The organism is Variovorax paradoxus, from assembly GCF_000834655.1.
GTDB classification, from domain to species: Bacteria; Pseudomonadota; Gammaproteobacteria; order Burkholderiales; family Burkholderiaceae_C; genus Variovorax; species Variovorax paradoxus_F.
On record NZ_JXQQ01000119.1, the window covers coordinates 122144 to 146450 of the forward strand.

Annotated in this window: 21 protein-coding genes and 2 tRNA genes; 12 read left to right on the forward strand and 11 right to left on the reverse strand. The window is 67.2% G+C overall.

Annotated features, from left to right (window positions below; translation table 11 throughout):
- Positions 1-2: 2 nt before the first annotated feature.
- From sugE to RT97_RS29775, 3 genes are all read right to left on the reverse strand, one after another.
- On the reverse strand, positions 3-323 hold the full coding sequence (gene sugE / locus RT97_RS29765) for a quaternary ammonium compound efflux SMR transporter SugE (RefSeq protein ID WP_042582466.1): 321 nt from the start codon (positions 321-323) through the stop codon (positions 3-5).
- 6 nt (positions 324-329) lie between these two features.
- Positions 330-794, reverse strand: a complete 465-nt coding sequence (locus RT97_RS29770; RefSeq protein ID WP_042582467.1) for a carboxymuconolactone decarboxylase family protein — start codon at positions 792-794, stop codon at positions 330-332.
- A gap of 104 nt (positions 795-898) precedes the next feature.
- Positions 899-2320 carry a PLP-dependent aminotransferase family protein gene (locus RT97_RS29775; protein WP_042582468.1) on the reverse strand — a complete coding sequence of 474 codons (1422 nt, stop codon included), beginning with the start codon at positions 2318-2320 and terminating at the stop codon, positions 899-901.
- Positions 2321-2468: 148 nt separating this feature from the next.
- Between RT97_RS29775 and RT97_RS29780 the strand changes: the two genes are divergently transcribed.
- The gene (locus tag RT97_RS29780; protein ID WP_042582469.1) at positions 2469-3080 is read left to right on the forward strand and encodes an FMN-dependent NADH-azoreductase; all 612 of its coding nucleotides are present in this window, start codon (positions 2469-2471) and stop codon (positions 3078-3080) included.
- Here RT97_RS29780 and RT97_RS29785 read toward each other — a convergent pair.
- From RT97_RS29785 to polA, 3 genes are all read right to left on the reverse strand, one after another.
- Positions 3077-3979: a LysR family transcriptional regulator gene (locus tag RT97_RS29785; RefSeq protein ID WP_042582470.1), complete on the reverse strand. Its 903-nt coding sequence runs from the start codon at positions 3977-3979 to the stop codon at positions 3077-3079. The genes RT97_RS29780 and RT97_RS29785 overlap by 4 nt on opposite strands.
- Positions 3980-3986: 7 nt before the next feature.
- The gene (locus RT97_RS29790; RefSeq protein ID WP_042582570.1) at positions 3987-5273 is read right to left on the reverse strand and encodes a M20/M25/M40 family metallo-hydrolase; all 1287 of its coding nucleotides are present in this window, start codon (positions 5271-5273) and stop codon (positions 3987-3989) included.
- A gap of 68 nt (positions 5274-5341) precedes the next feature.
- Positions 5342-8155 (reverse strand): DNA polymerase I, encoded by a 2814-nt coding sequence (polA, locus tag RT97_RS29795; protein WP_042582471.1) that lies wholly within the window; start codon positions 8153-8155, stop codon positions 5342-5344.
- Positions 8156-8252: 97 nt separating this feature from the next.
- On the opposite strand from polA, the gene RT97_RS29800 reads away from it, so the two are divergent.
- From RT97_RS29800 to RT97_RS29810, 3 genes are read left to right on the forward strand one after another with little or no spacing between them, the layout of a single operon-like run.
- The gene (locus tag RT97_RS29800; RefSeq protein ID WP_042582472.1) at positions 8253-8615 is read left to right on the forward strand and encodes a hypothetical protein; all 363 of its coding nucleotides are present in this window, start codon (positions 8253-8255) and stop codon (positions 8613-8615) included.
- Positions 8616-8670: 55 nt separating this feature from the next.
- Complete coding sequence (locus RT97_RS29805; protein WP_042582473.1) at positions 8671-9720, forward strand: homoserine kinase; 1050 nt, start codon at positions 8671-8673, stop codon at positions 9718-9720.
- A gap of 10 nt (positions 9721-9730) precedes the next feature.
- The gene (locus RT97_RS29810) at positions 9731-10570 is read left to right on the forward strand and encodes a BPSS1780 family membrane protein (RefSeq protein WP_042582474.1); all 840 of its coding nucleotides are present in this window, start codon (positions 9731-9733) and stop codon (positions 10568-10570) included.
- 18 nt (positions 10571-10588) lie between these two features.
- Here the strand turns inward: RT97_RS29810 and RT97_RS29815 are convergent, their stop codons facing one another.
- The 3 genes from RT97_RS29815 to RT97_RS29825 all read right to left on the reverse strand — a co-directional run bounded on the left by RT97_RS29815 (position 10589) and on the right by RT97_RS29825 (position 18476).
- Positions 10589-12076, reverse strand: coding sequence for a DUF3999 domain-containing protein (locus tag RT97_RS29815; protein ID WP_042582475.1), 1488 nt, complete (start codon positions 12074-12076; stop codon positions 10589-10591).
- A complete protein-coding gene (locus RT97_RS29820) occupies positions 12073-15942 on the reverse strand; it encodes a DUF2339 domain-containing protein (protein WP_042582476.1) in 3870 nt (1289 codons plus the stop codon). Before RT97_RS29820 ends, RT97_RS29815 begins: the two co-directional genes overlap by 4 nt.
- A gap of 122 nt (positions 15943-16064) precedes the next feature.
- The gene (locus RT97_RS29825) at positions 16065-18476 is read right to left on the reverse strand and encodes a UvrD-helicase domain-containing protein (RefSeq protein ID WP_042582477.1); all 2412 of its coding nucleotides are present in this window, start codon (positions 18474-18476) and stop codon (positions 16065-16067) included.
- Between the two features lie 292 nt (positions 18477-18768).
- On the opposite strand from RT97_RS29825, the gene RT97_RS29830 reads away from it, so the two are divergent.
- Positions 18769-19746, forward strand: coding sequence for a GMP reductase (locus RT97_RS29830; RefSeq protein ID WP_042582478.1), 978 nt, complete (start codon positions 18769-18771; stop codon positions 19744-19746).
- A gap of 15 nt (positions 19747-19761) precedes the next feature.
- Here RT97_RS29830 and RT97_RS29835 read toward each other — a convergent pair whose 3' ends face one another.
- Positions 19762-20628 (reverse strand): alpha/beta hydrolase, encoded by an 867-nt coding sequence (locus RT97_RS29835; RefSeq protein WP_042582479.1) that lies wholly within the window; start codon positions 20626-20628, stop codon positions 19762-19764.
- 89 nt (positions 20629-20717) lie between these two features.
- Between RT97_RS29835 and RT97_RS29840 the strand changes: the two genes are divergently transcribed.
- A tRNA-Ala gene (locus tag RT97_RS29840) sits at positions 20718-20793 on the forward strand.
- Positions 20794-20844: 51 nt separating this feature from the next.
- Here RT97_RS29840 and RT97_RS29845 read toward each other — a convergent pair.
- On the reverse strand, positions 20845-21552 hold the full coding sequence (locus tag RT97_RS29845) for an SDR family NAD(P)-dependent oxidoreductase (protein ID WP_042582480.1): 708 nt from the start codon (positions 21550-21552) through the stop codon (positions 20845-20847).
- Between the two features lie 142 nt (positions 21553-21694).
- Here RT97_RS29845 and RT97_RS29850 point away from each other — a divergent pair.
- The 6 genes from RT97_RS29850 to RT97_RS29870 all read left to right on the forward strand — a co-directional run bounded on the left by RT97_RS29850 (position 21695) and on the right by RT97_RS29870 (position 24305).
- A tRNA-Lys gene (locus RT97_RS29850) sits at positions 21695-21770 on the forward strand.
- A 294-nt stretch (positions 21771-22064) separates the two neighbouring features.
- Positions 22065-22637, forward strand: coding sequence for a hypothetical protein (locus tag RT97_RS33965; RefSeq protein ID WP_052810789.1), 573 nt, complete (start codon positions 22065-22067; stop codon positions 22635-22637).
- Between the two features lie 40 nt (positions 22638-22677).
- The gene (locus RT97_RS33970; RefSeq protein WP_253278341.1) at positions 22678-22932 is read left to right on the forward strand and encodes a tyrosine-type recombinase/integrase; all 255 of its coding nucleotides are present in this window, start codon (positions 22678-22680) and stop codon (positions 22930-22932) included.
- 128 nt (positions 22933-23060) lie between these two features.
- Complete coding sequence (locus RT97_RS33290) at positions 23061-23486, forward strand: hypothetical protein (RefSeq protein ID WP_155403933.1); 426 nt, start codon at positions 23061-23063, stop codon at positions 23484-23486.
- 9 nt (positions 23487-23495) lie between these two features.
- A complete protein-coding gene (locus tag RT97_RS29865) occupies positions 23496-23969 on the forward strand; it encodes a hypothetical protein (RefSeq protein WP_042582482.1) in 474 nt (157 codons plus the stop codon).
- A gap of 126 nt (positions 23970-24095) precedes the next feature.
- Complete coding sequence (locus RT97_RS29870) at positions 24096-24305, forward strand: hypothetical protein (protein ID WP_042582483.1); 210 nt, start codon at positions 24096-24098, stop codon at positions 24303-24305.
- The last annotated feature ends 2 nt before the right edge of the window (positions 24306-24307 follow it).

Below are 24307 nucleotides of genomic sequence, written 5' to 3' on the forward strand. Positions count from 1 at the left end.
ACTCAGTCGGTGGAAACGAGCTTCAGCCCGATGACGCCCGCCAGGATGAGCGCGATGCACAAGAGCCGCATCGGCGCGGCGGAGTCGCCCAGCACCACCATGCCCACGATCGCGGTGCCGGCTGCGCCGATACCGGTCCAGACCGCGTAGCCCGTGCCCATCGGCAGCGTGCGCATCGAGAGCGCCAGAAGCACCACGCTCGACAGGCCCGCGCCGACCGTGAACAGCGCGGGCACCAGCCGCGTGAAGCCTTCGGACGATTTCATGGCGAACGCGAAGACGATTTCGAGAAGGCCCGCGACGCCGAGCAATGCCCATGCCATGGCGCGTCAGGCCTCGGCGGCTGCAGCGGTGGCCGCGGGCGTCGAGCGAAAGGTGACGCCGAAGCGGTTGAACGCGTTCATGAGGCCGATCGCGTAGGTGAGGTCGGCCAGCTCCTTGTCGCCGAATTCGGCCGACGCAGCTTCGTAGTCGGCGTCGGGAACGCCCGTCTCGGCGACGCGCGTCACGGTTTCGGCCCAGGCGAGCGCCGCGCGTTCGCGTGCGCTGAACACCGCGCCCGCGTCGTGCCACACCGGCACCAGCACGAGCTTGTCGACCCCGAGGCCGGACTTCAGAAGGTCGCGCGAATGCATGTCGATGCAGTAGGCGCAGCCGTTGATCTGCGACACCCGCAGGTAGACGAGGTCGACCAGTTGCTTGGGCAGGCCGCTTTTCTGGACGGCGACATACACCCCGCCGAAGGTCTTGTAGACGTCGGGCGAAATCTTGGCGTAGTCGAGGCGATTGCTCATGAGGAGTCCTTGTGTTTGCTGATTGGGAAGGACTCCATCGTCGAAGATCTTGGTCCAGTCCGGAAGATCCAAGAATGGCATCCGGTTCTGGGCCAAGATTCGCGTCACATCAAGGCCAGGATGCGCTTGCCCAGCTTCTCGGCCGTGGCGCGGGAATCGATGTTCGTGAAGTTGACGAGCAATGCCGAGGGGCCCTTGCCGATCTGCTGCCATTCAGAAAGCGCCTCGGCAAAGAGGCCGTCCTCCCGCATGCGCAGCATGAGCTTGCGGTCCGACTGGCGGCCTGTCAGCCGCAGGATGAGGTGCATGCCGCCGGGCAGCGCGTCGATGCGCACGCGCGCGCCCAGCACGCTGGCCAGGCCCGCGCTCGCCGCCTCGCGCCGCTCGGCGTAGAGCTTGCGCATGCGCTGGATGTGGCGCGCGAAGTGCCCCTCCTTGATGAAGGCCGTGACGATGGACTGCGTGAGCTCGGGGCTGCCGCCGGCAAAGGTCTGGACGATCTGCTCGAACCGCTCGACCTGCGGCTCCGGCACCACGAGGTAGGCCAGCCGCAGGCTCGGAAAGAGCACCTTGCTGAAGGTGCCCGCATAGAGCACGCGCCCGTCGCGGTCCAGGCTCTTGAGAGCGGGCAGCGGGCGGCTCACGTAGCGGTACTCGCCGTCGTAGTCGTCTTCCACGACCCATGCGTTGTTGCGGCCCGCCCAGTCCAGCAGCGCCAGGCGCCGCTGCAACGACAGGGACACGCCCAGCGGGCTCTGGTGCGCCGGCGTCACCACGGCCATGCGCGCCCGCGGCGCCGACCGGATGCCCTCGGCAACGACCATGCCGTCCGCGTCCACCGGCACCGGCACGGTCGCGATGTGCATCTGCGCGAGCAGCTCGCGCGTGGGCGGATAGCCCGGGTCTTCGAGCCACACGCGGTCTCCCGACTTGAGCAGCGCAAGGCCGACGAGCTCGATGCTGTGGCGATAGCCCGAGGTCACGAAGACCTGCGATGCCGTGCAGTGGATGCCGCGCGAGACCTGCAGATAGGCGGCGATTTCGGCGCGCAGCATCGGCTGCCCGAAGACCGACGGGTGCGTCATGTCGGACGGCTGCATGGCGCGCGCGCACCGCGCACCGAGCCGAGCCCAGATCTTTCTTGGAAATTCGTCCAGCGCGGGCAGGCCCATCTGGAACGGAAGAATCGAATACGGACGGAAGCCGATCGAGGACGTGCCGCTGTCGATCACGGCCGGCGGGATGGCCACGGGCGTGCGGGGCTTCAGGCCCGGCGTGACGATGGTGCCCGCCTGGCCGCGGGCCTGGATGTACCCCTCGGCCGCCAGCAGCGAATACGCGGTCTCGATCGTGCCTCGCGCCAGGCCCAGCTCCTTCGTCAGCGCGCGCGCCGAGGGAATGCGGTCACCCGGCTTGAGCAGTCCGCTGGCGATGGCGCTGCGAAAACGCTCGTAGATCTGGCGGTAGAAAGGCTCGGCCGCGCTGGGGTCCAGGGGCGAGATGTTGCTGGTCTTCCCGGCGGTCATGGCGATGCCTTCTCGATCGGCCTGCCCGGGATGAGCGTGCCGTGGTGCCGCAAATTATGGATCAGCCCCAATCTTCATTCATGGCTCTGTGAGATAGGCCATGTGCTTCCTAGACTGCCTCCTTTCACAAGAAACTGAAGTGGTCGCCATGAAGATCCTGCACGTCGTCTGCAGCCCCCGCGGGGAAGACTCCGAGAGCTACAGGCTTTCCCGAAAGATCGTTGCGCGCCTGATGGGCCGCGATCCCGCCGCCACGGTGATGAACCGGGTGATCGGCGGCAATGCCCTGCCCCACATCGACGCGAACTACGCGCTCGGCCAGCATTCGGCCACGGCCGAGATCACGCAGGACGGGGCAGTGGCCCGGTCCGACGAGCTGATCCGGGAGTTGGAGGATGCGGATGCCGTGGTCATCGGCACGCCGATGCACAACCTGGGCGTGCCCTCGGCGCTGAAGGCGTGGATCGATCACGTCGTGCGGGCGCGCCGCACCTTCGACACGGGACCGGGCGGCAAGGTGGGCCTGTTGCGCAACCGGCCGGTGTTCATCGCGGTGGCTTCGGGCGGCAGTTTTTCCGGTGAACATGCACGGCAGCCGGATTTCCTGACGCCGTACCTGACGGTCATCCTGGCGCAGATCGGCCTGAAGGACCTGCACTTCTTCTCCGTCCAGGGAACGGGCCTCGGGCCGGAGATCCTCGAGACATCGAGGACGCTCGCCGACGAGGCTCTTCAAGCGTATTTCCTGCCGCGCCCTTAAAGCGCTTCCTGGATCGCCTGCTGCATGCAGCGCGTGATGCCGCGCACCGCCACCGAATCGGGCCGGCCGGTGAAGCGCAGCGCGCGCACCGGCACAGGGATGTGAGGCTCCAGCGTGAGCACATCGACCTTCTCGCGGTCGGCCGAACGCGCCGTGCATCCGTCGACCAATGCCACGCCCAGCCCGTGATGCGCCATGGCCAGCGCCGCGTGGTAGGTCTGCACCGTCACCACCGCCTGCTGGAAGCCGACGCCGGCCTGCCGGCAGGCCTGGCTGAGACTCGTGCCGACGGGGTCGCGGCTGTCCAGGCCGATCACAGGCCGGTCGACCAGGTCGTGCAGCGCCACCGAGCCGTTGCGCACCAGCGCGCGCGGCAGCATCCCCTTGGGCGCGATGCACACCATGCGGCTGTCGGCCAGCGTCTCCTGAGTGAGCGAGGGGTGCACCGCGGGGCTGAAGACGAAGCCCACGTCGGCCTCCTGCAGCAGCAGCGCCGACATGATCTGCGGCGAATGCAGCGACTCGACCGTGATCGCATGGCCCGGGTGCTTTTCGCGGAAGGCCTTGAGCGCGCGCGGCAGGATCTCGTAGCTCAGCGCGAGCACGCTCAGGATGCGCAGCTCGCCCGTGTCGCTGCCGGCCTTGAGGTTGGCGGCCAGCCGCTGCACCTCGTCCAGCTGCGCGAACAGGCGCTCGATGTGCGGGTACAGCGTGAGCGCCTCGGTGGTCGGCGACAGCCGGCCCTTGGCGCGCTGGAACAGCGGAAAGCCCAGTTGCAGCTCGGCATGCTGCAGGGTGCGGCTCACCGCCGGCTGGGTGATGTTGATGAGCCGCGCCGCCGCGCTCACGCTGCCCGTGAGCATGATCGCGTTGAAGACCTCGATGTGGCGCAGCCGCATGGCTGGATCAGTTGCCGCCGACCTTGTTGCGCGAGATGTCCATCACCATGCGGGTGGCCAGGTACAGGCGCGGCTCGATGGAATCGAGCAGCACGTATTCGGCATCGGCCGAGTGCGCGCCGAAGCCCTGCAGGCCGAAGCGCTCGACCACGGGCGCCTTGGTCTTGAGCGAGGCGAAGGCGGCATCGGTACCGCCGCCGGCCGCCTTGTCGTCGGCGCCCAGCGGGCGGCCCAACTCGTCCTTGTAGATGCCCTGCGCATGCTTGGCGAACGCGATCGAGGCGGGGGTGGCCTCCAGCGGCGGCCGGCGGCGCTCGAACTTGAGCTCGACCTTGGCTTCGGGAATCAACTGCTTCTTCACGCGCTCGTTGACCTGCTGCTCGATGCGGTCGTAGTCGGCCACCTTGAGCACGCGCACGTCGGCACCCGCGGTGGCGGCGGCCGGAATCACGTTGCGGTTGCTGCCCGATTTCGAAATGGTCCAGTTCATCTTCAGGCCCGTGGCCGGATCGGAGAGGTCGCGCATCTGCAGGATCTGGTGCGAGAGCTCGTAGAGCGCGTTCACGCCCAGCTCGGGCGCCGAACCCGCATGCGAGGCCTTGCCGGTGACGTTGAGCGTGACCGAGGCGATGCCCGCGGTGGCCAGCGAGAGCTTGTCGTCCTTGATGGAGGCGCCCTCGAACGACATGACCGCATCGTGCTCGCCGCCCAGCCGCGTGAGGAGCGCGCGCGAACCGGGCGAGCTGATTTCCTCGTCGCCGTTGATCAGCACGGTGAGCGTGCCGTATTCCTTGAACTTCATCGCCTGCAGCATGGCCACCGTGTGCGTGATGACGGCCACGCCCTGCTTGTCGTCGGAGATGCCCAGGCCGTAGGCCTTGTCGCCGTCGATGCGGAACGGCTGCTTGTTGAGCATGCCGATGGTGTAGACCGTGTCCATGTGCGCGATGAGCAAAATTCGCTTCTTGCCCGTGCCCTTGAAGGTGGCGCGCACCACGCGGCCGATTTTCTCGGGCGTGTCTTCCATGCGGTAGGCCTCGGCGCTCGGGTCGATGAGCTCGACCTCGCCGCCCAGCGCCTTGAACTTCGCGGCGATGAGGTCGGAGATTTTTTCGAGGCCTTCGAGGTCGCGGCTGCCCGATTCGATGGAGACGAGTTCCTTCAATGTGTCGAGCAGCGCGGGCTTTTCCTTCGCGGCGAGCGAGGCGATGCCGGCATCGGGTGCGGCGAAGGCGGTGCCGAGAAAGGCCGCGCAGACGGCGGCGAGCATGAATTTGCGGGGCTGGAGTGTCATGGACTTGGGTTCTTCTTTGGTTCGTTGTCTCTTGTCGATCCTGTCGATCTCGACGGCGAGGCGATGGATCAATGCGCCTTGTCCCAGTTGGGACCGATGCCGATCTCGGCGAGCAGCGGCACCTTCAGCGCCGCCACGCCGGCCATCAGGCGCGGGATTTCGATGCGCACCCATTCGACCTCGGCCTCGGGCACTTCGAACACCAGTTCGTCGTGCACCTGCATGATCATCCTGGTGGCGCGCTTCTCTTCGTCAAGCACGTTCTGTACCTTGACCATGCTCAGCTTGATGAGGTCGGCCGCCGTGCCCTGCATCGGCGCGTTGATGGCCGCGCGCTCGGCGCCGCCGCGGCGCGGGCCGTTGGGCGAATTGATCTCGGGCAGGTACAGGCGCCGGCCGAACACGGTCTCCACGTAGCCCTGCTCCTTGGCGAGCGCCTTGGTCTCGTCCATGTACGCCTTCACACCCGGGTAGCGCGCGAAGTAGCGCTCGATGTAGGAGGCCGCGGCCTTGGTCTCGATGCCGAGGTTCTTCGCCAGGCCGAAGCTGCTCATGCCGTAGATGAGCCCGAAGTTGATGACCTTGGCATAGCGGCGCTGCTCGCTCGACACCTGGTCGGGCGTGGCGCCGAACACTTCGGCGGCCGTCGCGCGGTGCACGTCGATGCCTTCGGTGAAGGCGCGCAGCAGCGATTCGTCACCGCTGATGTGGGCCATGATGCGCAGCTCGATCTGCGAGTAATCGGCGCTGGCGATCACGCTGCCGGCAGGTGCCACGAAGGCCTCGCGCACGCGGCGGCCTTCGGGCGTGCGGATCGGGATGTTCTGCAGGTTCGGGTCGTTGCTGCTCAGGCGCCCCGTGACCGCCACGGCCTGCGCGTAGTGCGTGTGCACGCGGCCGGTGCGCGGGTTGGCCAGCTGGCCGAGCTTGTCGGTGTAGGTGCCCTTGAGCTTGGAGAGGCCGCGGTGTTCGAGGATCTTGGCGGGAAGCGGGTAGTCCTCGGCCAGTTTCTCCAGCACTTCTTCGTCGGTGCTGGGCGCGCCGCTCGGCGTTTTCTTGACGACCGGCAGGCCCAGCTTGGTGAAGAAGATCTCGCCGATCTGCTTGGGCGAACCGAGGTTGAACGGCTGCCCCGCGATCTCGTAGGCCTCCTGCTCCAGCGCCATGATGCGCGTGCCCAGTTCGTGGCTCTGCGCGGCGAGCGTGGCGCTGTCGATCATCACGCCGTTGCGCTCCACGCGGTAGAGCGCCTCGCTCGAATCCATCTCGAGCTGGTAGATGTAGCGCAGCTTCTCGTTGGCTTCGAGCTGGGGCCACAGCGTGCGGTGCACGTCCAGGGTCTGGTCGCTGTCCTCGCACGAGTATTCGGCGGCCTTGGCGACGTCGACCTGGCTGAAGGAGATCTGGTGCGCGCCCTTGCCGCACAGGTCTTCGTAGGAGATGCCGCTGCGGCCCAGGTGGCGCTCGGCCAGGGATGCGAGGCCGTGCGGCTTGTGCACCTCGAGCACGTAGCTCTGCAGCATGGTGTCGTGCGCGTAGCCCTCGACCTCGATGCCGTGGTTGGCGAACACGTGGCGGTCGTACTTGATGTGCTGGCCGAGCTTCTTCCTTTCGGGGTTCTCGAGCCAGGGCTTGAGCCTGGCGAGCACCTCGTCGATGGGCAACTGCGCAGGCGCATCGGGGTAGTTGTGCGCGAGCGGAATGTAGGCCGCCTCGCCGGGCTCGACGCTGAAGCTCACGCCGACGATCTGCGCGACCATTTCGTCCAGCGACGTGGTCTCGGTGTCGATCGCCGCGAGCTCGGCGGCTTCGAGCTTGGCGAGCCAGGCGTCGAACTGCTCCCAGGTGGTGATCGTGTCGTACTTGAGGTTGCTAGCGGGCGCGGCGGCATCGAGCGCGCTCAGGTCGGATGGCTCGTCGAACAGGCCGCCCTGGTCGGTGCTGGCCTTGGCCGCCTTCTTCTTGATGTTTTCCTCGATCAGCTCGGGCGGCACTTCCTGCGCTTCGAGCGTCTTCACGAGGCTCTTGAAACCGAACTTCTCGTAGAAGGGCTTGAGCTCGCCGGTCTGCGGCGCGCCGACCGGCAGGCCTTCGAGCGACGGCAGGCCGGTGACATGGCCTTCGAGGTCGCAATCGGTGCGGATGGTGACGAGCCTGCGGCTCAGGGGCAGCTTGTCGAGCGCCTTGCGCAGGTTTTCGCCGGCGGCGCCCTTCACTTCGGCGGCGCGCTCGACCAGCGCATCGAGCGAGCCGTATTCGAGCAGCCACTTGGCAGCAGTCTTCGGGCCGACCTTCTCGACGCCGGGCACGTTGTCGACCGAATCGCCCACGAGCGTCTGGTAGTCGACCATGAGGTTGGGCGGCACGCCGAACTCGGCCGTGACGCCCGCCACGTCGCGCTTCTTTCCGTTCATCGTGTCGATGATGGTGATGTGCTCGTCGACCAGCTGGCTCAGGTCCTTGTCGCCGCTGGAGACGATCACCTCGACGCCCTGCGCGGCGGCGATCTTGGCGAGCGTGCCGATCACGTCGTCGGCCTCCACGTCGGGCACGCTGAGCACCGGCCAGCCCAGGAGCTTCACCACTTCGTGGATGGGGTCGATCTGGCTGCGCAGGTCGTCGGGCATCGGCGAGCGGTTGGCCTTGTATTCGGGGTACCAGTCGTCACGGAAGGTCTTGCCGGGGGCATCGAAGATGCAGGCCGCGTAATCGGCGCGCACCTCGCGGCGCAGCGCCGTCATCATGTTGATCATTCCCCGGATGGCGCCCGTGGCGGGGCTCTTGGGGTCGCCGGGCACGGCGCGCAGGTCGGGCATGGCGTGGAAGGCCCGGTACAGGTAGCTCGAGCCATCGACGAGCAGCAGCGTTTTCTTGTCGGTCATCGGGCCATTTTGCCGTGCCCGGACCGGCGCGCAGAACCACGGCGCCATGCGCTGCACGCCGACACCCCTGGCGCGAGGGCGCGCCTACAATCGAGTCATGCCTAGCTCCACACTCCTGATCGCCCGCCGCATCCTGCTGGCGCTGGCCTTTGCAGCCCCCTTCGCCGCCGTGCACGCGCAAACCGCGCCCGCTGCCACCCCGGCCCCGGCGGAGCCGCTACAAAATCAGGAGCAGGCCGACGGACGGCGCAACCAGAAGGTCGAGCACATCCACACGGAAGACAACGGCGCCTCGGTCGACGAAGTCCGCTACGGCGGCCGCACGCAGAGCATCAACGTCAAGCCCAAGTCGAACATGCCGGGCTACGAAGTGCTGCCCAACGACGCCGGCACCGCACGTGGAAACGACACGAACTCCACCGGCAACGGCGCACGCGTCTGGAACGTGATGAAGTTCTGACTGTGCCGTCACCGTTCCTGTTCACCGCATTTCCGGCTCTTCGCTGAGCACCCCCATGGCAGTTTTTACCGAAGTCGAGTTCGGCGAGGCAGACGCGCTCGTCCAGCGCCTGGAGCTGGGCGCGCTGCGCGACCTGCGCGGCATCGAGGGCGGCATCGAGAACACCAACTACTTCGCGACCACCGAGTCCAGCGAGTTCGTGCTCACGCTGTTCGAGCGCCTTGGCGCCGACCAGCTGCCCTACTACCTTTGTCTCATGAAGCACCTGGCGGCCCGCGGCCTGCCGGTGCCCGAGCCCGTGGCCGACCCGGCCGTGGAAGCGCCCAAGGGCCACGCGCTGACGGTTCCCGCCAATGCGCCCTGCGAACTGCTGCACACCGTGGCGGGCAAGCCGGCAGCGCTGGTGCAGCGCCTGTCGGGCCACAGCGAACTCGCCCCGACCGCGGCGCATTGCGCCGAACTGGGCTCGATGCTGGCGCGCATGCACATCGCCGCGCGCGACTTCCCGCGCATCCAGCCGAACCTGCGCGGCCTTGCGTGGTGGAACGAGACCGTTCCGGTGGTGCTGCCCTACATCGACGAATCGCAGGCCGCGCTCTTGCGCGCCGAACTCGCCTACCAGAACCACATCGCCGAATCGTCGGCCTACGCGGCGCTGCCGCGCGGACCGGTGCATGCCGACATGTTTCGCGACAACGTGATGTTCGCGACCGGCGGCGAGCCTGGCGCCGCACCGCGTCTCACCGGCGTGTTCGACTTCTACTTCGCCGGCACCGACACCTGGCTCTTCGATCTCTCGGTGTGCCTGAACGACTGGGCCATCGACCTGGCCACCGGCGTGCATGACGCCGCGCGTGCCGACGCCCTGCTGTCGGCCTACGAAACCATTCGCCCGCTGAACGCTTCCGAGCGCGCCCTGCTGCCCGCGATGCTGCGCGCCGCGGCGCTGCGCTTCTGGATCTCGCGCCTGTGGGACTTCCACCTGCCGCGCGAGGCCAGCATGCTCAAGCCCCACGACCCGACGCACTTCGAGCGCGTGCTGCGCGAGCGCGCCACCCATCCGCACGCCATGGCGCAGGCGCTCGAGCCGCTCATGGCCGCATGATCCGGACCTCATGAAACTCAACCTCGTGCCGGCGCGAACCGGCGCCGCATGGGTCCGCTCCGGGCTCAAGACCTTCTGGCGGCAACCGCTCGCCTTCATCTCGCTGTTCTTCCTGCTGATGGCGGTGATCTCGACGGTGTCGGTGCTGCCGCTCATCGGCAGCATCGTCGCGCCGGTGTTCCTGCCCTTCATGACGCTGGGCCTGATGGTGGCGACCTCGGTGGCCTGCAACGACAACGCCGAGGGCCTTGGCCAGACCGGTCAGTTGGGCGATGCGCAGCGGCCCACGGGCTCGGCGATGTTCGTCGCGGTCTTCGGCGCCATGCGCACCGAATGGCGCTCGCTGGTGGTGCTGGGCGTGATCTCGGCGGTGTATTTCGTGTTCGCGGTGATGGTCACCGCGCTGGTCGACGGCGGGCAGCTGATGCGCGCCTACCTGCTGGACGACGCGATCACGCCCGAGGTGATGGCCAGCAACGATTTCCAGCTGGCCCGCGTGCTGCTGATGTGCCTGAACCTGCCGTTGTCGCTCGCCATGTGGCATGCGCCGGCGCTCGTGCACTGGCACCGCGTGGAGCCGGTCAAGAGCATCTTCTTCAGCATCGTCGCGCTGTTTCGCAACTTCGGCGCCTACGCGCTGTTCGTGCTCGCGTGGTTCGGCGTGTTCCTGCTGGCCGGCATCGCAATGGGCCTGGTCGCGACCGTGCTGGTGGGCGTCGGCGCACTGGGCGCGGGCGGTGCGGCGGTGGCGGTCGGCAACATCCTCATGATCGGCACGGCGCTGGTGCTCGCGGCCATGTCGCTGAGCTCGACCTGGTTCACCTTCCGCGACAGCTTCGATCCGAACTGACCGTCTCCGGTCAGGCGATCAGTCCGCCGCGGCCCTGTCCTTGCGCAGGCTCGCGAACAGCGACCACGCCATGCCTGCGAGCAGCAGCAGGCCAACACCCAGAGCACCCCAGAGCCACCACTTGCGCGACGGATCGTGCGGCGCCGTCCCAGGAACGGGCGCGAGCGCGGCGGCCGCTACGGCGGACTCCACCGCCGCCACCGGCAGCGTGACCGAGGCATCGTCCGCCGCGACGGGTTTGTCCGCCGCGTAGCCCGGGATCAGCGTCGACAGCGCGAGCGGCGCGCCCGGCACCGCCCCTTGCACCGCGCCCTTGTCGGGCGCCGCGCTCCAGGCCAGCGAGAACGGCGCACCGCCCTGCGCAAGAAACACCAGCGTGCGCGGCGTCGCCCCCACGGCGATGCTCGGCGGCGTTGCGCCGAGCAGGCTCACAGGGCCCGCCGTGCGCAGCCGCAGGCGCGAATACACGGCGCCATCGAGCGCCAGCACCGGCGAGCGCGCCTCGCCGCCGGCTTGCGCGAGGCGGTACACCACCGTGTCGAGCAGCGGCGCTTCGCCCGGGCCCGTGGGCAGCGTGGTCGTTCGGCGATGCTGATGGCGCAGCGCGTAGAGCGGGTTGCGCGGCACGAACTGCGGCGGCGTCGCCGAAGCCGGCGCCGCATCGACCAGGCCCGACACGCCGACCTGGGCCAGCGTGTTGATGTCGGCCAAGTCGATGCGCAGACTCTGCACCGGCAGGCCGCGCGGCAGCACGTAGTCGCAGTAGTCCTCGGAGCAGCGCTCGGGTTTGAGTGCGCCGGACCATTCGATCGGCGCCACCGGCTCGACCTCCTGCACGCTGTCGATCTCCACCTTGGCGAGCGGCGCGCCGTGCTGCGGATCGCTCCAGCTCAGGCGCAGGAAGCGCGCGCGCAGGTTGCCCAGCTCGACCGCCATGCGCTCGATGGCCTGGCCGCCGTGGGCCAGCCGCACCAGTTGCTCCTCGCCGCCCACCGGGCGCCATTGCCGCAGGTCCTCGCTGGCCTCCAGCTGGAAGCCGAACAGGCCGCGCGCATCGGGCGCGACTTCGAAGCGCGCCTGCAGCAGGGCGCCCTTGACCTGGCTCACGTCGATCAGCCACTGCGCCGCGTCGTTCGGCCTGGCGGTGGTCTTGCTGTCCAGCGCCAGGGAGCCGTCGGGGCGCACGGTGAAAGCGAGTGCGGTATCGCCCGATGCCGCGCTGCCGGGCAACGCGAAGATCGGCACCGCTTGCGACGCCGTGCGCGGCGCTGCCGCTTCGTTGCGCAGCCAGGCATAGGGCACCGCATGCCCGGCCGCGTTGTGGACCCGCAGGTCGCTCAGGTCGCCGTACGCTGCGCGGCCGTAGATGGCGAGCGGCAGCGTGAGCCGGTGGTAGGGCCCCGCGCCCTGCAGCGCGATGGGGGCCGAAGTGACCGGCTGCGCCTGTGCGGCACCCGCCGTCGTCACCAGTGCGGCCAGGAGGACGCGCATCGAGTGGCCGCTCATGCCGCACCTCCCTCGGCCGGGGCCTTCTGTTCCTTCGGCTCCGCGTCTTCCTTCTTCGGCGGAACGGGCGCGAAGTACCCCACCAGGAGCAGCAGCGCGCCGACGGCAATGAACGACACGATGCGGAACAGCCCGCCACGATCCGCCAGCTCGACGAAGAACAGCTTGAGCACCACGACGCCGAGCAGCGCGGCGCCCGCGATCCACAGCGTGCGTACACGGCGTCCGTGGCCGAGCACCATCGCGACCACGCCGCAGATCGCCCAGGTGATCGACAACGCCGCCTGCGTGAGCCACGAGGCATAGAGCGCGTCGAAGCGCCACTCCACGCCCGCGTAGTGATGGCATGCGCGCAGCACCATGCCGGTCAGCAGCGCGAGGCCGGTGAAGCCGACCGCGCCCTTGGCGACCATCGGCTGCACCCGCGCGAACGAGCCGTCAGGCAGCGCGCGCCACCAGAGCACCAGCGCGAACAGCACGAGCCATTGCGCGAGTTCGAGCGGATTGAGCAAGGGCACATAAGGCAGCGGCGCCGCATCGCCGGGGCTGACGGCATTGGTCACCCACACCCATGCGAGCAGGTACGCCGCCACCGGCGTCGCCGCGAACTCCAGGTAGGCGCTGCGGTATTCGACGAGCGGCCAGCGCTGCAGCAGCACGCGCGAGCGCAGCGCCCACAGCACGAGCGCCGGAACGATGGCCCAGCCCAGCAGTTGCCAGCTCGACCACTCGGCGCCGACGCGGCCGAGTTGCCATTGGCATTCGCGCGCCGCGAGCAGCAGGAAGAGCCAGAAGCCTGCCACGTGGAACGGCGTGAGCGCCGAGGCGTCGAACCAGCGCTTCTGCGCACGCAGCAGGCGCAGGTGCCACGCAAGCGCCAGCGGCCAGGCGATCCAGCCGAGCGCGCTGGACGGCACGTAGAACGGCGTCGGCCCGCCTGCGATGCCGTAGGCGGCGATCAGGCCGAAGCCGGGCAGCGTGGCGATCGTCGCCTGGCCGAGTTGCGACCAGTCGCGCCGATGTGCCACGAGCGCGGACAGCACCGACGTCACGAGCACCACCGCCATGACGGTCGCGGGCACGTGGCCCGTCAGCGCGTGGAGGTTCAGCACCCGGACGCTTTCGTCCAGCATGCCGAAGAGCCACCAGCCCAGGCCCCAGGTCACCGGCACCCACAGCACCACCGGATTGGCGCACCAGGCGTTGACCCAGCGCTTGCGCGTCGCGCCGGTGGGCTCGCCCGCGCGCGGCCGGGCTTCGTCGCGCAGCCAGTCGCCCGCAAGAAGCGCTGTGAGGCCCAGCACCACCGGCGTCCAGAAGCCCAGATGCCCGAAGGCGGGGCGCAGCACCCGCATGTCGCCGCCCATCTCCGCCAGCACGATGAAGAGGATCGCCGAGACCGCATGCAGCACACCGGCGAACGCCGCGAGCGGCAGGTGCGCCATGCGCAGCGCGACCCACAGCACGACGACGGCGGTCAGCGGCCACAGCAGCGCGGCCTGGGTGAGGCTGACCTGGAACAGCATCGCCAGGTGCAGCAGGCCGACACCGGCGATCACGCCCACCACATTGCCGACGGACCACACCGGCTGCACGCCGCGCGCGAGCGCCGCGCGGTGCGCCTGCAGCATCGACCAGGCGGCGCTGCCGAGCACGCTGAGCGCGATGAGGCACGCGGCCGCGGCGCCCTGCCAGCCGCTTTCGAGCGCCTGCCTGGCATCGAGGCCATCGCCCGCGCGATGCAGCGTGGCGATGAAACCCGCCACCGCCAGCGCCTGCATGCCGAAACTCACATGAGCGAGCGGCAGCAGCGCGAAACGCACGGCCACCGCGAAAGTTACCGAGGCCAGCACGGCCGTCGCCGCCGCGGCCCAGAGCGGCGTGAACCATTGCCACAGGAGCAGCGTGAGCGCGGCCATGCCGAGCCACGGCAAGGCGCTGCCGACGATGGCTTCGAGGCCGTCGCCTTCGTCGAGCTTCGCGCGGCGGTGCATGACCCACATCGCGAAGGCGCTCACCGCGACCAGCAACGGGCCGATCACCGATCCCTGCAGCAGCGGGTGCCCTGCAGCCCCATCGACCTGCGTGGCTTCGAGCAGCTTCCACACCGCGCCCGCGAACACCAGGAACGAGAAGGCGCGCGCATAGACGCGCCCTTGCCGCGCGCCCAGCCAGTACATGCCGGCCGCCTCGACCGCCCAAGCGGCGCCGGTCCACTGCCCTTCGAGGCCGAGCGGAATGGCGAGCGTGCCGAAGATCACGCCGACGATGGCGTAGGCCTCCGCCAGCAGCGCGAGGCCCTTGGGCTGCGTGGCGAACACCAGGCGGCCCATCACGAGGTAGAACGCCGCGAGCGCCATCGCCGAGAACGCGGCGCCGTATTCCCACGGGCGCATCAAGAGGTACTGCATGCCGAAGGCGACCATCGGCGTGCCGAACACCAGCGAGCTGTCGACGCGGCCCGCGCGGCGCAGCGTGTCGAGCGCGCGCGTGGCCAGCGGCTGCGCGGGCTGCACCGGCGCATCGAACAGCGTGCGGCGCGCGAAGAACAAACCGATGGCGGTAAAGAGGAGGAAGAACACGACGAGGAACGGCTGCACGATGCCGTACTGGTCGTCGGTGTAGTACTTGTGCGCCCAGCCGGCCGCGAGCGTGAAGGTGCCCACGAACCCGATCAGGTTGAGCACGCGCCAGGCCTTGAACCACGCGATCAGCACGATGCCGACGTCGAGCACCAGCAGGTAGGTGAAGAGGCCCACCGGCTGGTTCGATCCGGTCGATGCCAGCACCGGCGCCGCGAAGCCTTCTAGCGCGGCGACGATCGCGAGCAACGGCGCGTTCTGCAGCACCGCCAATGCGGCGCTGAGCACCGCCACGCCGAACAGGAATGCGAAGCCCACGCTGGCCGGCAGCAGGCCGCTGAGCTTCATGGCCGCGAGCGTCGTGAGATAGAAGACGCCGATGCCCGCGCCCTGCAGGATCAGCGCGTAGCCCGCGCGCTTGTGGCGCAGCAGCCAGCCCAGCACGAGGAGACCCGCGCCCACCAGCGCGACCGCGGCGTAGCGCAGTTCGATCGGCACCGTGACGCGTTCGGCCGTGTAGCGCAGCAGGAAGGCCAAGCCGAGGAAGAGGATCAAGACACCGAGCTTCACCAGCATGTTGCCGCCGAAGATCAGGTTGGCGATGGGTGCCGGCAGGCGGTCGCGCAGCGGGACCGGCGGTGGGGGCGGTGGAGGAGGCGGCGGTGGCGCACGGCGCACCAGAGGCGGCACGGCGACCGGCGGCGTAGGTGCTGCGACGGGGGCCGGCGGGCGCGGCGCGGCGGTTTCGTCAGCGGCAGGTGCGACCGGCTCGGCGGGTGTGGCCGGCGCTTCTGCAACGGGCTCCTTGGCAACGACGACAGGCCGCGGGACCTGCATCGTCGCGATGTGGGGCCGCGTCATCTCGGCGGCTCGCGCGGCCGCCGGCTGGCCCAATGGCAGCGAAGGCGACACCGCGACCGGCGTGCTGGCCATCGATGTGGCGAGATCGCCAACTGGCGCATTTGCCGCCGCAGGAGAGACCACCTCGCCCGCGCCCTGCGCGAGCCGGCGTTCGAGCTGGCTGACGCGCGCTTCGAGTTCGCTCACCCGCTGCTGCAGCTTCAGCACGCCGCCTGCGGGCGCAGCCGTTGCCGCGGGCGTGCCGACGACGCGGCCATCCGGCAGGCCACCCTCCGCCTCGGTGCGCCGCGGCTCGTCCTTTTTCTTCTTGCCGAACAGCTTCGAGAACGCGAACGCGCCGACGAGCGCAAGAACCAGCGCCACGGGCACCGATTCGAAGATCGCCCCAATGAACAGGCCGGCAATCATGCCTATGAACCACATCCCTGACTCCCCATGTTTTGGCGAGTCCGGAGTGTACGGCTGATCCCGGCGAAAACCGCCGTGATGCCCGTCCTGCCTATGCCGTCAGCTATAGCTTTGGTAGCAGCTCAGGCTGGTGCGGGTCAGACCGGCGTGAGCTTGGCCACCGACAGCGCCAGCCACTTCACGCCGTGGCGCGTGAACTTGACCTGCGCGCGCGCGTCGTCGCCCGTGCCTTCGAGGGCTACCACCGTGCCCTCGCCGAACTTGTTGTGGAACACCTGCATGCCCGAGCGCAGGCCGTGCGAGGGAGCGGTCTTCTGGGGCGGCACCGGCGGGCTGGCGAAGGTGTCCCTGCTGCCGCCGTAGCTGCTGCTGCCACCGCTGTAGCCGCCACTGCCGCCGCGCGTGCTCCCGTAGCCGCCGCCGTAGCCGAAAGCCGAGGGCGTGAAGCCCTGGTTCTTCGGCGTGAGCCACTTGAGCGCGCCTTCGGGAAGCTCGTCGAAGAAGCGGCTCTTGACGTTGTAGCGCGTCTGGCCGTGCAGCATGCGCGTCTGCGAATGGCTCAGGTACAGGCGCTTGCGGGCGCGCGTGATCGCCACGTACATCAGGCGGCGCTCTTCCTCCAGGCTCTCGAAGTCGCTCATCGAGTTCTCGTGCGGAAAGAGCCCCTCCTCCATGCCGGTGATGAACACGCAGTCGAACTCCAGGCCCTTGGCGGCATGCACCGTCATGAGCTGCACCGCGTCCTGCCCGGCCTGCGCCTGGTTGTCGCCCGATTCGAGCGCGGCGTGCGTGAGGAACGCGGCCAGCGGGCTCAGCGTTTCGCCGGTCTCGGCATCGGGCGCGAGCGGCTCGTCGAGCACCGGGCGGGTGGGGTCGATGCCCTGGCTCGCGGGCGACTGGCGCAGCTCGTCGACCGGCAGCGCCACCGCATCGCGGCCGAAGCCCTCCTGCGTGACGAAGCTCTCGGCGGCATTCACGAGTTCGTCCAGATTCTCCAGGCGGTCCGCGCCTTCGCGGTCGGCCTTGTAGTGCTCGACGAGCCCGCTGTGGTCGAGCACCAGCTCGATGATCTCGCGCAGGCTCACGCCCTGGGTTTGCTCCCGCAGCACATCGATCTTGGCGACGAAGCCCGTGAGGTTCGCGCCCGCCTTGCCGCCGACGACGCTGACCGCGTCGTGCAGCGAACGCCCGGCTGCACGCGCGGCGTCCTGCAGGGTTTCGAGCGTGCGCGCGCCGATGCCGCGCGGCGGGAAGTTGACGACGCGCAGAAAGCTCGTGTCGTCGTCCTTGTTCTCCAGGAGGCGCAGGTAGGCCAGCGCGTGCTTGATTTCGGCGCGCTCGAAGAAGCGCAGGCCGCCGTACACGCGGTACGGCACCGACGCATTGAAGAGCGCCGTTTCGATCACCCGGCTCTGCGCATTGCTGCGGTAGAGCACGGCCATTTCCTTGCGGTCGAAGCCGTCGCGCACGAGCTGGCGCATTTCCTCGACCATCCACTGCGCCTCGGCGAGGTCGGTAGGCGACTCGTACACGCGCACCGGCTCGCCCGGGCCCTGGTCGGTGCGCAGGTTCTTGCCCAGGCGCTTCTTGTTATGACTGATGAGCTCGTTGGCCGAGTCGAGGATGTTGCTGTAGCTGCGGTAGTTCTGCTCCAGCTTGATCTGGTGCTGCACATCGAACTCGCGCACGAAGTCGGCCATGTTGCCCACGCGCGCGCCGCGAAAGGCGTAGATGCTCTGGTCGTCGTCGCCCACCGCGATCACGCTGTTGTTCGGGTTGGGCGTGAACTGCCCGCCGACCGTGTTGCCCGAGAGCATCTTGATCCACGCGTACTGCAGGCGGTTGGTGTCCTGGAACTCGTCGATCAGGATGTGACGAAAGCGCCGCTGGTAGTGCTCGCGCACCGGGTCGTTGTCGCGCAGCAGTTCGTAGCTGCGCAGCATGAGTTCGCCGAAATCGACCACGCCTTCGCGCTGGCACTGCTCTTCGTAGAGCTGGTAGAGCTCGACCTTCTTGCGGTCGTCGTCGCTGCGGATCTCCACGTCCTTCGGGCGCAGGCCGTCTTCCTTGGCGCCCGCGATGAACCACTGGGTCTGCTTCGCGGGAAAGCGCTCGTCGTCGACGTTGAACTGCTTCATCAGGCGCTTGATGGCCGAGAGCTGGTCCTGCGTGTCGAGGATCTGGAAGGTCGAGGGCAGGTTGGCCAGCTTCCAATGGGCGCGCAGCAGGCGGTTGCACAGGCCGTGGAAGGTGCCGATCCACATGCCGCGCACGTTGACCGGCAGGATCGCGGTCAGCCGCGTCATCATTTCCTTGGCCGCCTTGTTGGTGAAGGTCACGGCGAGGATGCCGCCGGCGGAGACCTGCCCCGTCTGGAGCAGCCAGGCGATGCGGGTGGTGAGCACCCGCGTCTTGCCGGAGCCGGCGCCCGCCAGGATGAGCGCATTGCCCGCCGGCAGGGTGACCGCGGAAAGCTGCTCCGCGTTCAGGTTCTTGAGCAGCGGCAGGTCCGCAGAATGGGCGTCAGCCGCAGGATCGTTAAACAACATCCTGCGATTGTAGAAACCACGGCGTATGCGGGTTATATGAAGAACCGGAAGACCTGCCACCGGGACACCGCGTAAACTCAATCACCGGGCCCAAGATTCTTGCGCCCGGTTTTTTGTGGGCGTTTTCTTTTCGAGACGCACGCGAAAGCCGGCCGGACCAAGCGCTCATTCGTTTTTTTCAACGATCCCGGCCGCCGCCGGGCCGCCGCAGGGCGGCTCGAGCCACACCTTCGGGGGGTGGCGAAGCACACGCAGTGGCAAGCCGGGGGGCCTTATTTACAGGAGCCTGGTCATGCAGATTTTCGATTACGACAACATCCTTTTGCTCCCCCGCAAGTGCCGCGTGGAGAGCCGCTCGGAATGCGACGCCAGCGTCACGCTGGGCGAACGCACGTTCCGCCTGCCGGTGGTGCCGGCCAACATGAAGACGGTGGTCGACGAGTCGATCTGCCTGTGGCTCGCGCAGAACGGCTACTTCTACGTGATGCACCGCTTCGACCTGGACAACGTGAAGTTCGTCAAGGACATGCAGAGCAAGGGCGTGTTCGCCTCCATTTCGCTCGGCGTGAAGAAGCCCGACTACGAGACCGTCGACCAACTGGTGGCCCAGGGCCTCGTGCCCGAATACATCACGATCGACATCGCGCACGGCCATGCCGACAGCGTGAAGAACATGATCGGCTACCTGAAAGAGAAGCTGCCGAAGGCCTTCGTGATCGCCGGCAACGTCGGCACGCCCGAAGCCGTGATCGACCTGGAGAACTGGGGCGCGGACGCGACCAAGGTCGGCATCGGCCCGGGCAAGGTCTGCATCACCAAGCTCAAGACCGGCTTCGGCACGGGCGGCTGGCAGCTGTCTGCGCTCAAGTGGTGCGCGCGCGTGGCGACCAAGCCGATCATTGCCGACGGCGGCATTCGCGACCACGGCGACATCGCCAAGAGCGTGCGCTTCGGCGCTTCGATGGTGATGATCGGCTCCCTGTTCGCGGGCCATGAAGAGTCGCCTGGCAAGACGGTGGACGTCGACGGCACGCTCTTCAAGGAGTACTACGGCTCTGCCAGCGACTTCAACAAGGGCGAGTACAAGCACGTCGAGGGCAAGCGCATCCTGGAGCCCATCAAGGGCAAGCTGGCCGACACGCTGGTCGAGATGGAGCAGGACGTGCAGAGCTCGATCAGCTACGCGGGCGGCCGCACGCTGATGGACATCCGCAAGGTCAATTACGTCACGCTGGGCGGCGCCAACGAGGGCGAACATCTGTTGATGTAGGCCCACGCGGGCCGATCAGGCCTCCAGCAGTTGCACCGCATGGCGGTGCAGCGCGTGTGCCGGATCGGCGAATGCATCGACCACGCTGAAGTGGTCCAGGCCCGGGAGCACCTCGCACACCGGCACGGTGTTGCGGCCCCATGCATCGCGGATCATCGCGTTGTGGCGGATGAATTCGGGGCTCTCGTTCCCACCAGCAGCTGCATAGAGCTGGCCGCGCGGCGGTGCAGGCCAGAGCGCGGGGCTCGCACGGTGCGCATCCGCATCGGTCAGCTTCAGCGTGTGTTCCAGGAACGGCGTGCGTTGCAGCGGGCGCAAGTCGTAGAGGCCCGAGATCGAGAGCGCGTTGCGCACCAGCTGCGCGGGCAGATCCGGCGCGACCGCCTTCCAGTCGCACGCCAGCAGCGCCGTCGCCATGTGCCCCCCGGCCGAATGACCCGCAACCGTGATACGCGAGGGATCGCCGCCATAGGCCGCGACATGGCGCCAGGTCCATTCGAGCGCACGCACCATCTGCATGAGGATGCCCGGCACGGTGGCGGGCGCCTCGACCGGCCCGGGACACAGCGCGTAGTTGGGCACGACGACGCAGATGCCGCGGTCGTTGAACGACGGCGCGATGAAGGAATGCTGGCTCTTGTCCATGGCGCGCCAGTAGCCGCCGTGGATGAAGACCAGCACCGGCGCGTCGGGGACCGGCGCGGGAAAGACGTCGAGCGTCTCGTTCGGGCCCTTGCCGTAGCGCAGGTCGATCCGGCCAGGCAAGGCGTCGCGCACCGCGGCCGATTCGCGCGTCCAGCGCTCGAAGTACGCAGGGTGGTCCTTCACTCGCGCGAGGTTGTTGTACATGCCTTCCAGCCAGGCGGGGTCGTACGAGGCCATGCGATTGCTGCTCTTGATTTTGCGAGGCGCGAATCTTGGCACGACAACGCGCGCCGGGGCAGGAGTCTGGTTAGAATTTGCGCCGTGTTGGGGGGGTAGCTCAGCTGGGAGAGCGCCGCGTTCGCAATGCGGAGGTCGTGAGTTCGATCCTCATCCTCTCCACCAACCGATTTGAAAAAGGCCTTGGCAACCGCCAAGGCCTTTTCTTTTTGGCGCTCAGGTATCGAGCGTCAGATGCTGGCCATGCAACGCCGCGGCCGCAGGCGATGCGAGGAAACCGATGGTCTGCGCAGCGACCGACGTCGACACCCACTCGGCCGGATTGGCATCGGGCATGGCCTGCCGGTTCGCCGGCGTGTCCAGCACGCTGGGCGCCACGCTGTTCACGCTGACGCCGTGCGGCGCGGCCTCGGCCGCCATCGCTTCCACCAGACGTTGCAGCGCACTCTTCGAAGCGATGTACGCAGCCATTGCCGGCACACCGCGCGCAGCGACCTTAGCCGTCACCGCGACGATGCGCCCGGCCTTGCGTTCGATCATCGAGGGCAGCACGGCCTGCGTCACCGCGACGAAGGACCACGCGTTGAGATTCATCATCCGGTCCCAGCTCGCGCGCGACAGCGCATGCGTCGCCTCGCCCATCTCGAAACCGCCAGCGATATGCACGAGCACGTCGACACGGCCGAAGGCCTTGATCACCTGGCCGGTCAGCTCGGCCATGTCGGGCGCCGAGGTCACGTCGCCGGCAAGCAGCAGGTGCTGCGAGTTGTCGAGCCCGGGAAAGACTTCGGTCAGACGGCCCGCATGATGATCGACCAGCGCGAGGCGCGCGCCCTGGTCGAGAAAGTGCTGCGCCACGGCACGACCCAGTGCGCCCGCGGCACCGGTGATCAAGACATGGGGCGTGGTGCTTGCATCGCTCATAAGAAAATGCTCCTGATTGAGGAGGGGCGAGGCCCCATCGGTGGCGCATCCTAACGCTGCACCTCACAAAATTTTTGGACACTCCAAAATTCTGGGATATACTCGTGGTCTTGCCTGAAAACGCTAGTCGATTACAGCGCAGGGGCTCTTAGCTCAGTTGGTAGAGCAGCGGACTCTTAATCCGTAGGTCGAGTGTTCGAGTCACTCAGGGCCCACCACCAACACCAAAAACGGTCGAGACCAAGCATCCATGCAGGTTTCGGCCGTTTTTCTTTGTGCTCCGTACGGGTTGCGCTGACGCGCCGAACGCCAGGAATTCTTGGGGTTTGGCGCAATTCTGGCGCACTGGAGACTCAGAGCCCATGTTCGTTCGCACATGAAACATGGCAACTTTTACGAAGCGAGGAAGCTACTGGCGCGCCGAGATCCGCAGGCGCCGCTGGCCGACTCAGTCACGTAGCTTCGATAGCAAGACCCAAGCAGAAGCTTGGGCCCGCGCACTTGAGGGCGACATGGATCGCGGCATCTTCCGCGATAACCGAGAGGCCGAGAGCACCACTCTGGCTGAGGCGTTCGATCGCTATGGACGTGACTTCAGCAGCCGCAAGGCTCACCCTGACCGCGATCTCAATCGCATCAAGCGCTGGAAGCAACATCCGCTCGCGCAGCGTTATATGGCCACGCTACGCGGAACCGACTTCGCGACGTATCGGGACGACCGACGCCGGGACGGACGCGCCGAGAACACGGTTCGGCTCGAGCTACAGCTGGTGAGCCATCTTTTCGAGATGGCCCGTAAAGAATGGGAGTGGGAGGGCTTGCAGAATCCTCTCAAGAACATCCGCAAGCCCAGCGGTACGAAAGCGCGCGATCGACGCCTGCACCTCGGCGAGCGCGAACGCCTAGCTGCAGCGCTGAGCGAGTCGAGCAACCCATGGGCTTTGCCAGCGTTCGAACTCGCGATTGAACTCACGTTGAGGCAGGCCATGCTCTTCGAGATCCGTTGGGACTGGATCGACCTGGGCGGACGCGTGCTCACGATCCCGCGCCTACCACCAGCGCGCGAACAAAGGCGTGCCACATGAAATCCCACTTTCCTCGAAGGCCGTGGCCGTCCTCCAGGCCATGCCCCGCAGCATCGATGGCCGACTGTTCGGGTGCACGCAGAACGCCGTCGCCATGGTCTGGAAGAAAACCCTCGCGCGCCTCGAAATAAGCGATCTGCACTGGCACGACTTGCGCCATGAAGGGATCACCCTCCTCTTCACCAAAGGTCTGAGCCCAATCGAAGCATCGAGCATCAGCGGCCACAAGAGCTTCGTCATGCTCAAGCGGTATGTCCATTTGCGAGCCGCTAACTTGCTTGCGAAGATTGGGTGAATTCTTGGGGTTTGGTCAGAGCCAAGCCCTACGCAAGATAGCTACCGACCGCCCGGAGCCTGGCCGATCTTTTTCGGCTCGCGAACTCCTTCACGCTTCGCCGCGGTCACCTAAAAGGAGCTCTCCAAATGAAGATTCACACTCATCCAACTCAAGCGGCCGATCAGTTTGACCTAGTGCCGGATGCAGTTCGGCGACTCACGCTTGCTGCAATCGACCCATTTCTCAGCTTGCACGCTTCTCGCACCGCATCCCCTCAGTCTTCAGTATCGACTTCCGCTCTCGGCTGGCGTGCAGGCGATGCTGAAGCGATGCGGATCGATGAGGACGTGTGGCTCCAGCGCGTAGCCGCCAGCCTGGAAGAAGGCGGACCGCTGCGTCTTACCGATCAGGCGCTGGGCATTGCGGTCATCAAGGACCGACACAATCGCATCCGTGATGTTCACGTGTTTCCCTGGCTCACTTTTGATCGGGGTCCGGGCGAAGGCGAATTGCTGAACTTGGCATCGCTGCAGGTTCCGCAGGCTCTCATTCCTCAAATCGAGATCCACTGAGTTCGAGACATGAACACGAAGTCCCTCTTCTTCGCTCTCGCATCGTTGTCGGCCGCCATCGGCGCACACGCGCAGGGCGTTTCCTTTGCTGTGGCCGACAGCACCGGCGGTCGCCAGATCGCTGGCGTAGGTATTGACCAGGCGGCGATCTACAACGGCATAAATGATGCCCGCGGACGGGCGCAGAATGCCCAGGGCATGGCCGAGTGGGCAGGCCAGACTGCCCAAAGCGCCAGTCAAGTTGCAGCGGCCGCACAGGGCACAGCGAGCTACGCCGTAGGTCGAGCAGCCGATGCCCGGGCCCGCGCCGACTATGTCGCTTGGTACAACTGGAATTACACGCGGGCGGCCGCCATTTCCGCTTGCATGGCAACCGTAGCTTCTCCAGCGTACTGTGCCGTGGTGAACGACTCTACCTTCCCACCCCCTGAATTCGGAGCGGTGATACACACGACAAGAAAGGCGCCCTCGCAGTCTGTGTAAATAGTCTGCGTTGAGTCCGAGAGATATGCCCTTCAGGAGTTTGTCTGGAGGGCATTTTTCATTGGAGGTTGGCCAATGGGACATCGACACAGACAGGCTCGGGGGGCAAGCGACGTTGTTCCGCTGATGCTCGATGAGCTGGTGGCGCTCAGGCGCCAGACGGTGGAGCACCCCTTCGCCAGCATCAAGCACCTAATCCTGGGCAATGCCCGGTTGCTGATGAGACACACGAGCGGAGCACGTGCGGAGTTCAGCCTGGCGGTGATGGCCTACAACTTGAAGCGGGCGTTCAACATGAAGGGGGCCGCCTGGATGCACCAAGCGCTGCGGGGCTGAGG

What these genes read in the sequence shown, in the direction of transcription:
- RT97_RS29820 (WP_042582476.1), bottom strand. Translation starts at nt 15,942, where the DNA reads ATGTGGTTCATAGGCATGATTGCCGGCCTGTTCATTGGGGCGATCTTC.
- RT97_RS29870 (WP_042582483.1), top strand. Translation starts at nt 24,096, where the DNA reads ATGCTCGATGAGCTGGTGGCGCTCAGGCGCCAGACGGTGGAGCACCCC.
- sugE (WP_042582466.1), bottom strand. Translation starts at nt 323, where the DNA reads ATGGCATGGGCATTGCTCGGCGTCGCGGGCCTTCTCGAAATCGTCTTC.
- RT97_RS29805 (WP_042582473.1), top strand. Translation starts at nt 8,671, where the DNA reads ATGGCAGTTTTTACCGAAGTCGAGTTCGGCGAGGCAGACGCGCTCGTC.
- RT97_RS29845 (WP_042582480.1), bottom strand. Translation starts at nt 21,552, where the DNA reads ATGAGCGATGCAAGCACCACGCCCCATGTCTTGATCACCGGTGCCGCG.
- RT97_RS33970 (WP_253278341.1), top strand. Translation starts at nt 22,678, where the DNA reads ATGCCCCGCAGCATCGATGGCCGACTGTTCGGGTGCACGCAGAACGCC.
- RT97_RS29835 (WP_042582479.1), bottom strand. Translation starts at nt 20,628, where the DNA reads ATGGCCTCGTACGACCCCGCCTGGCTGGAAGGCATGTACAACAACCTC.
- RT97_RS29825 (WP_042582477.1), bottom strand. Translation starts at nt 18,476, where the DNA reads ATGTTGTTTAACGATCCTGCGGCTGACGCCCATTCTGCGGACCTGCCG.
- RT97_RS29790 (WP_042582570.1), bottom strand. Translation starts at nt 5,273, where the DNA reads ATGACACTCCAGCCCCGCAAATTCATGCTCGCCGCCGTCTGCGCGGCC.
- RT97_RS29815 (WP_042582475.1), bottom strand. Translation starts at nt 12,076, where the DNA reads ATGAGCGGCCACTCGATGCGCGTCCTCCTGGCCGCACTGGTGACGACG.
- polA (WP_042582471.1), bottom strand. Translation starts at nt 8,155, where the DNA reads ATGACCGACAAGAAAACGCTGCTGCTCGTCGATGGCTCGAGCTACCTG.
- RT97_RS33290 (WP_155403933.1), top strand. Translation starts at nt 23,061, where the DNA reads ATGAAGATTCACACTCATCCAACTCAAGCGGCCGATCAGTTTGACCTA.
- RT97_RS29865 (WP_042582482.1), top strand. Translation starts at nt 23,496, where the DNA reads ATGAACACGAAGTCCCTCTTCTTCGCTCTCGCATCGTTGTCGGCCGCC.
- RT97_RS29830 (WP_042582478.1), top strand. Translation starts at nt 18,769, where the DNA reads ATGCAGATTTTCGATTACGACAACATCCTTTTGCTCCCCCGCAAGTGC.
- RT97_RS33965 (WP_052810789.1), top strand. Translation starts at nt 22,065, where the DNA reads ATGGATCGCGGCATCTTCCGCGATAACCGAGAGGCCGAGAGCACCACT.
- RT97_RS29780 (WP_042582469.1), top strand. Translation starts at nt 2,469, where the DNA reads ATGAAGATCCTGCACGTCGTCTGCAGCCCCCGCGGGGAAGACTCCGAG.
- RT97_RS29775 (WP_042582468.1), bottom strand. Translation starts at nt 2,320, where the DNA reads ATGACCGCCGGGAAGACCAGCAACATCTCGCCCCTGGACCCCAGCGCG.
- RT97_RS29810 (WP_042582474.1), top strand. Translation starts at nt 9,731, where the DNA reads ATGAAACTCAACCTCGTGCCGGCGCGAACCGGCGCCGCATGGGTCCGC.
- RT97_RS29800 (WP_042582472.1), top strand. Translation starts at nt 8,253, where the DNA reads ATGCCTAGCTCCACACTCCTGATCGCCCGCCGCATCCTGCTGGCGCTG.
- RT97_RS29770 (WP_042582467.1), bottom strand. Translation starts at nt 794, where the DNA reads ATGAGCAATCGCCTCGACTACGCCAAGATTTCGCCCGACGTCTACAAG.
- RT97_RS29785 (WP_042582470.1), bottom strand. Translation starts at nt 3,979, where the DNA reads ATGCGGCTGCGCCACATCGAGGTCTTCAACGCGATCATGCTCACGGGC.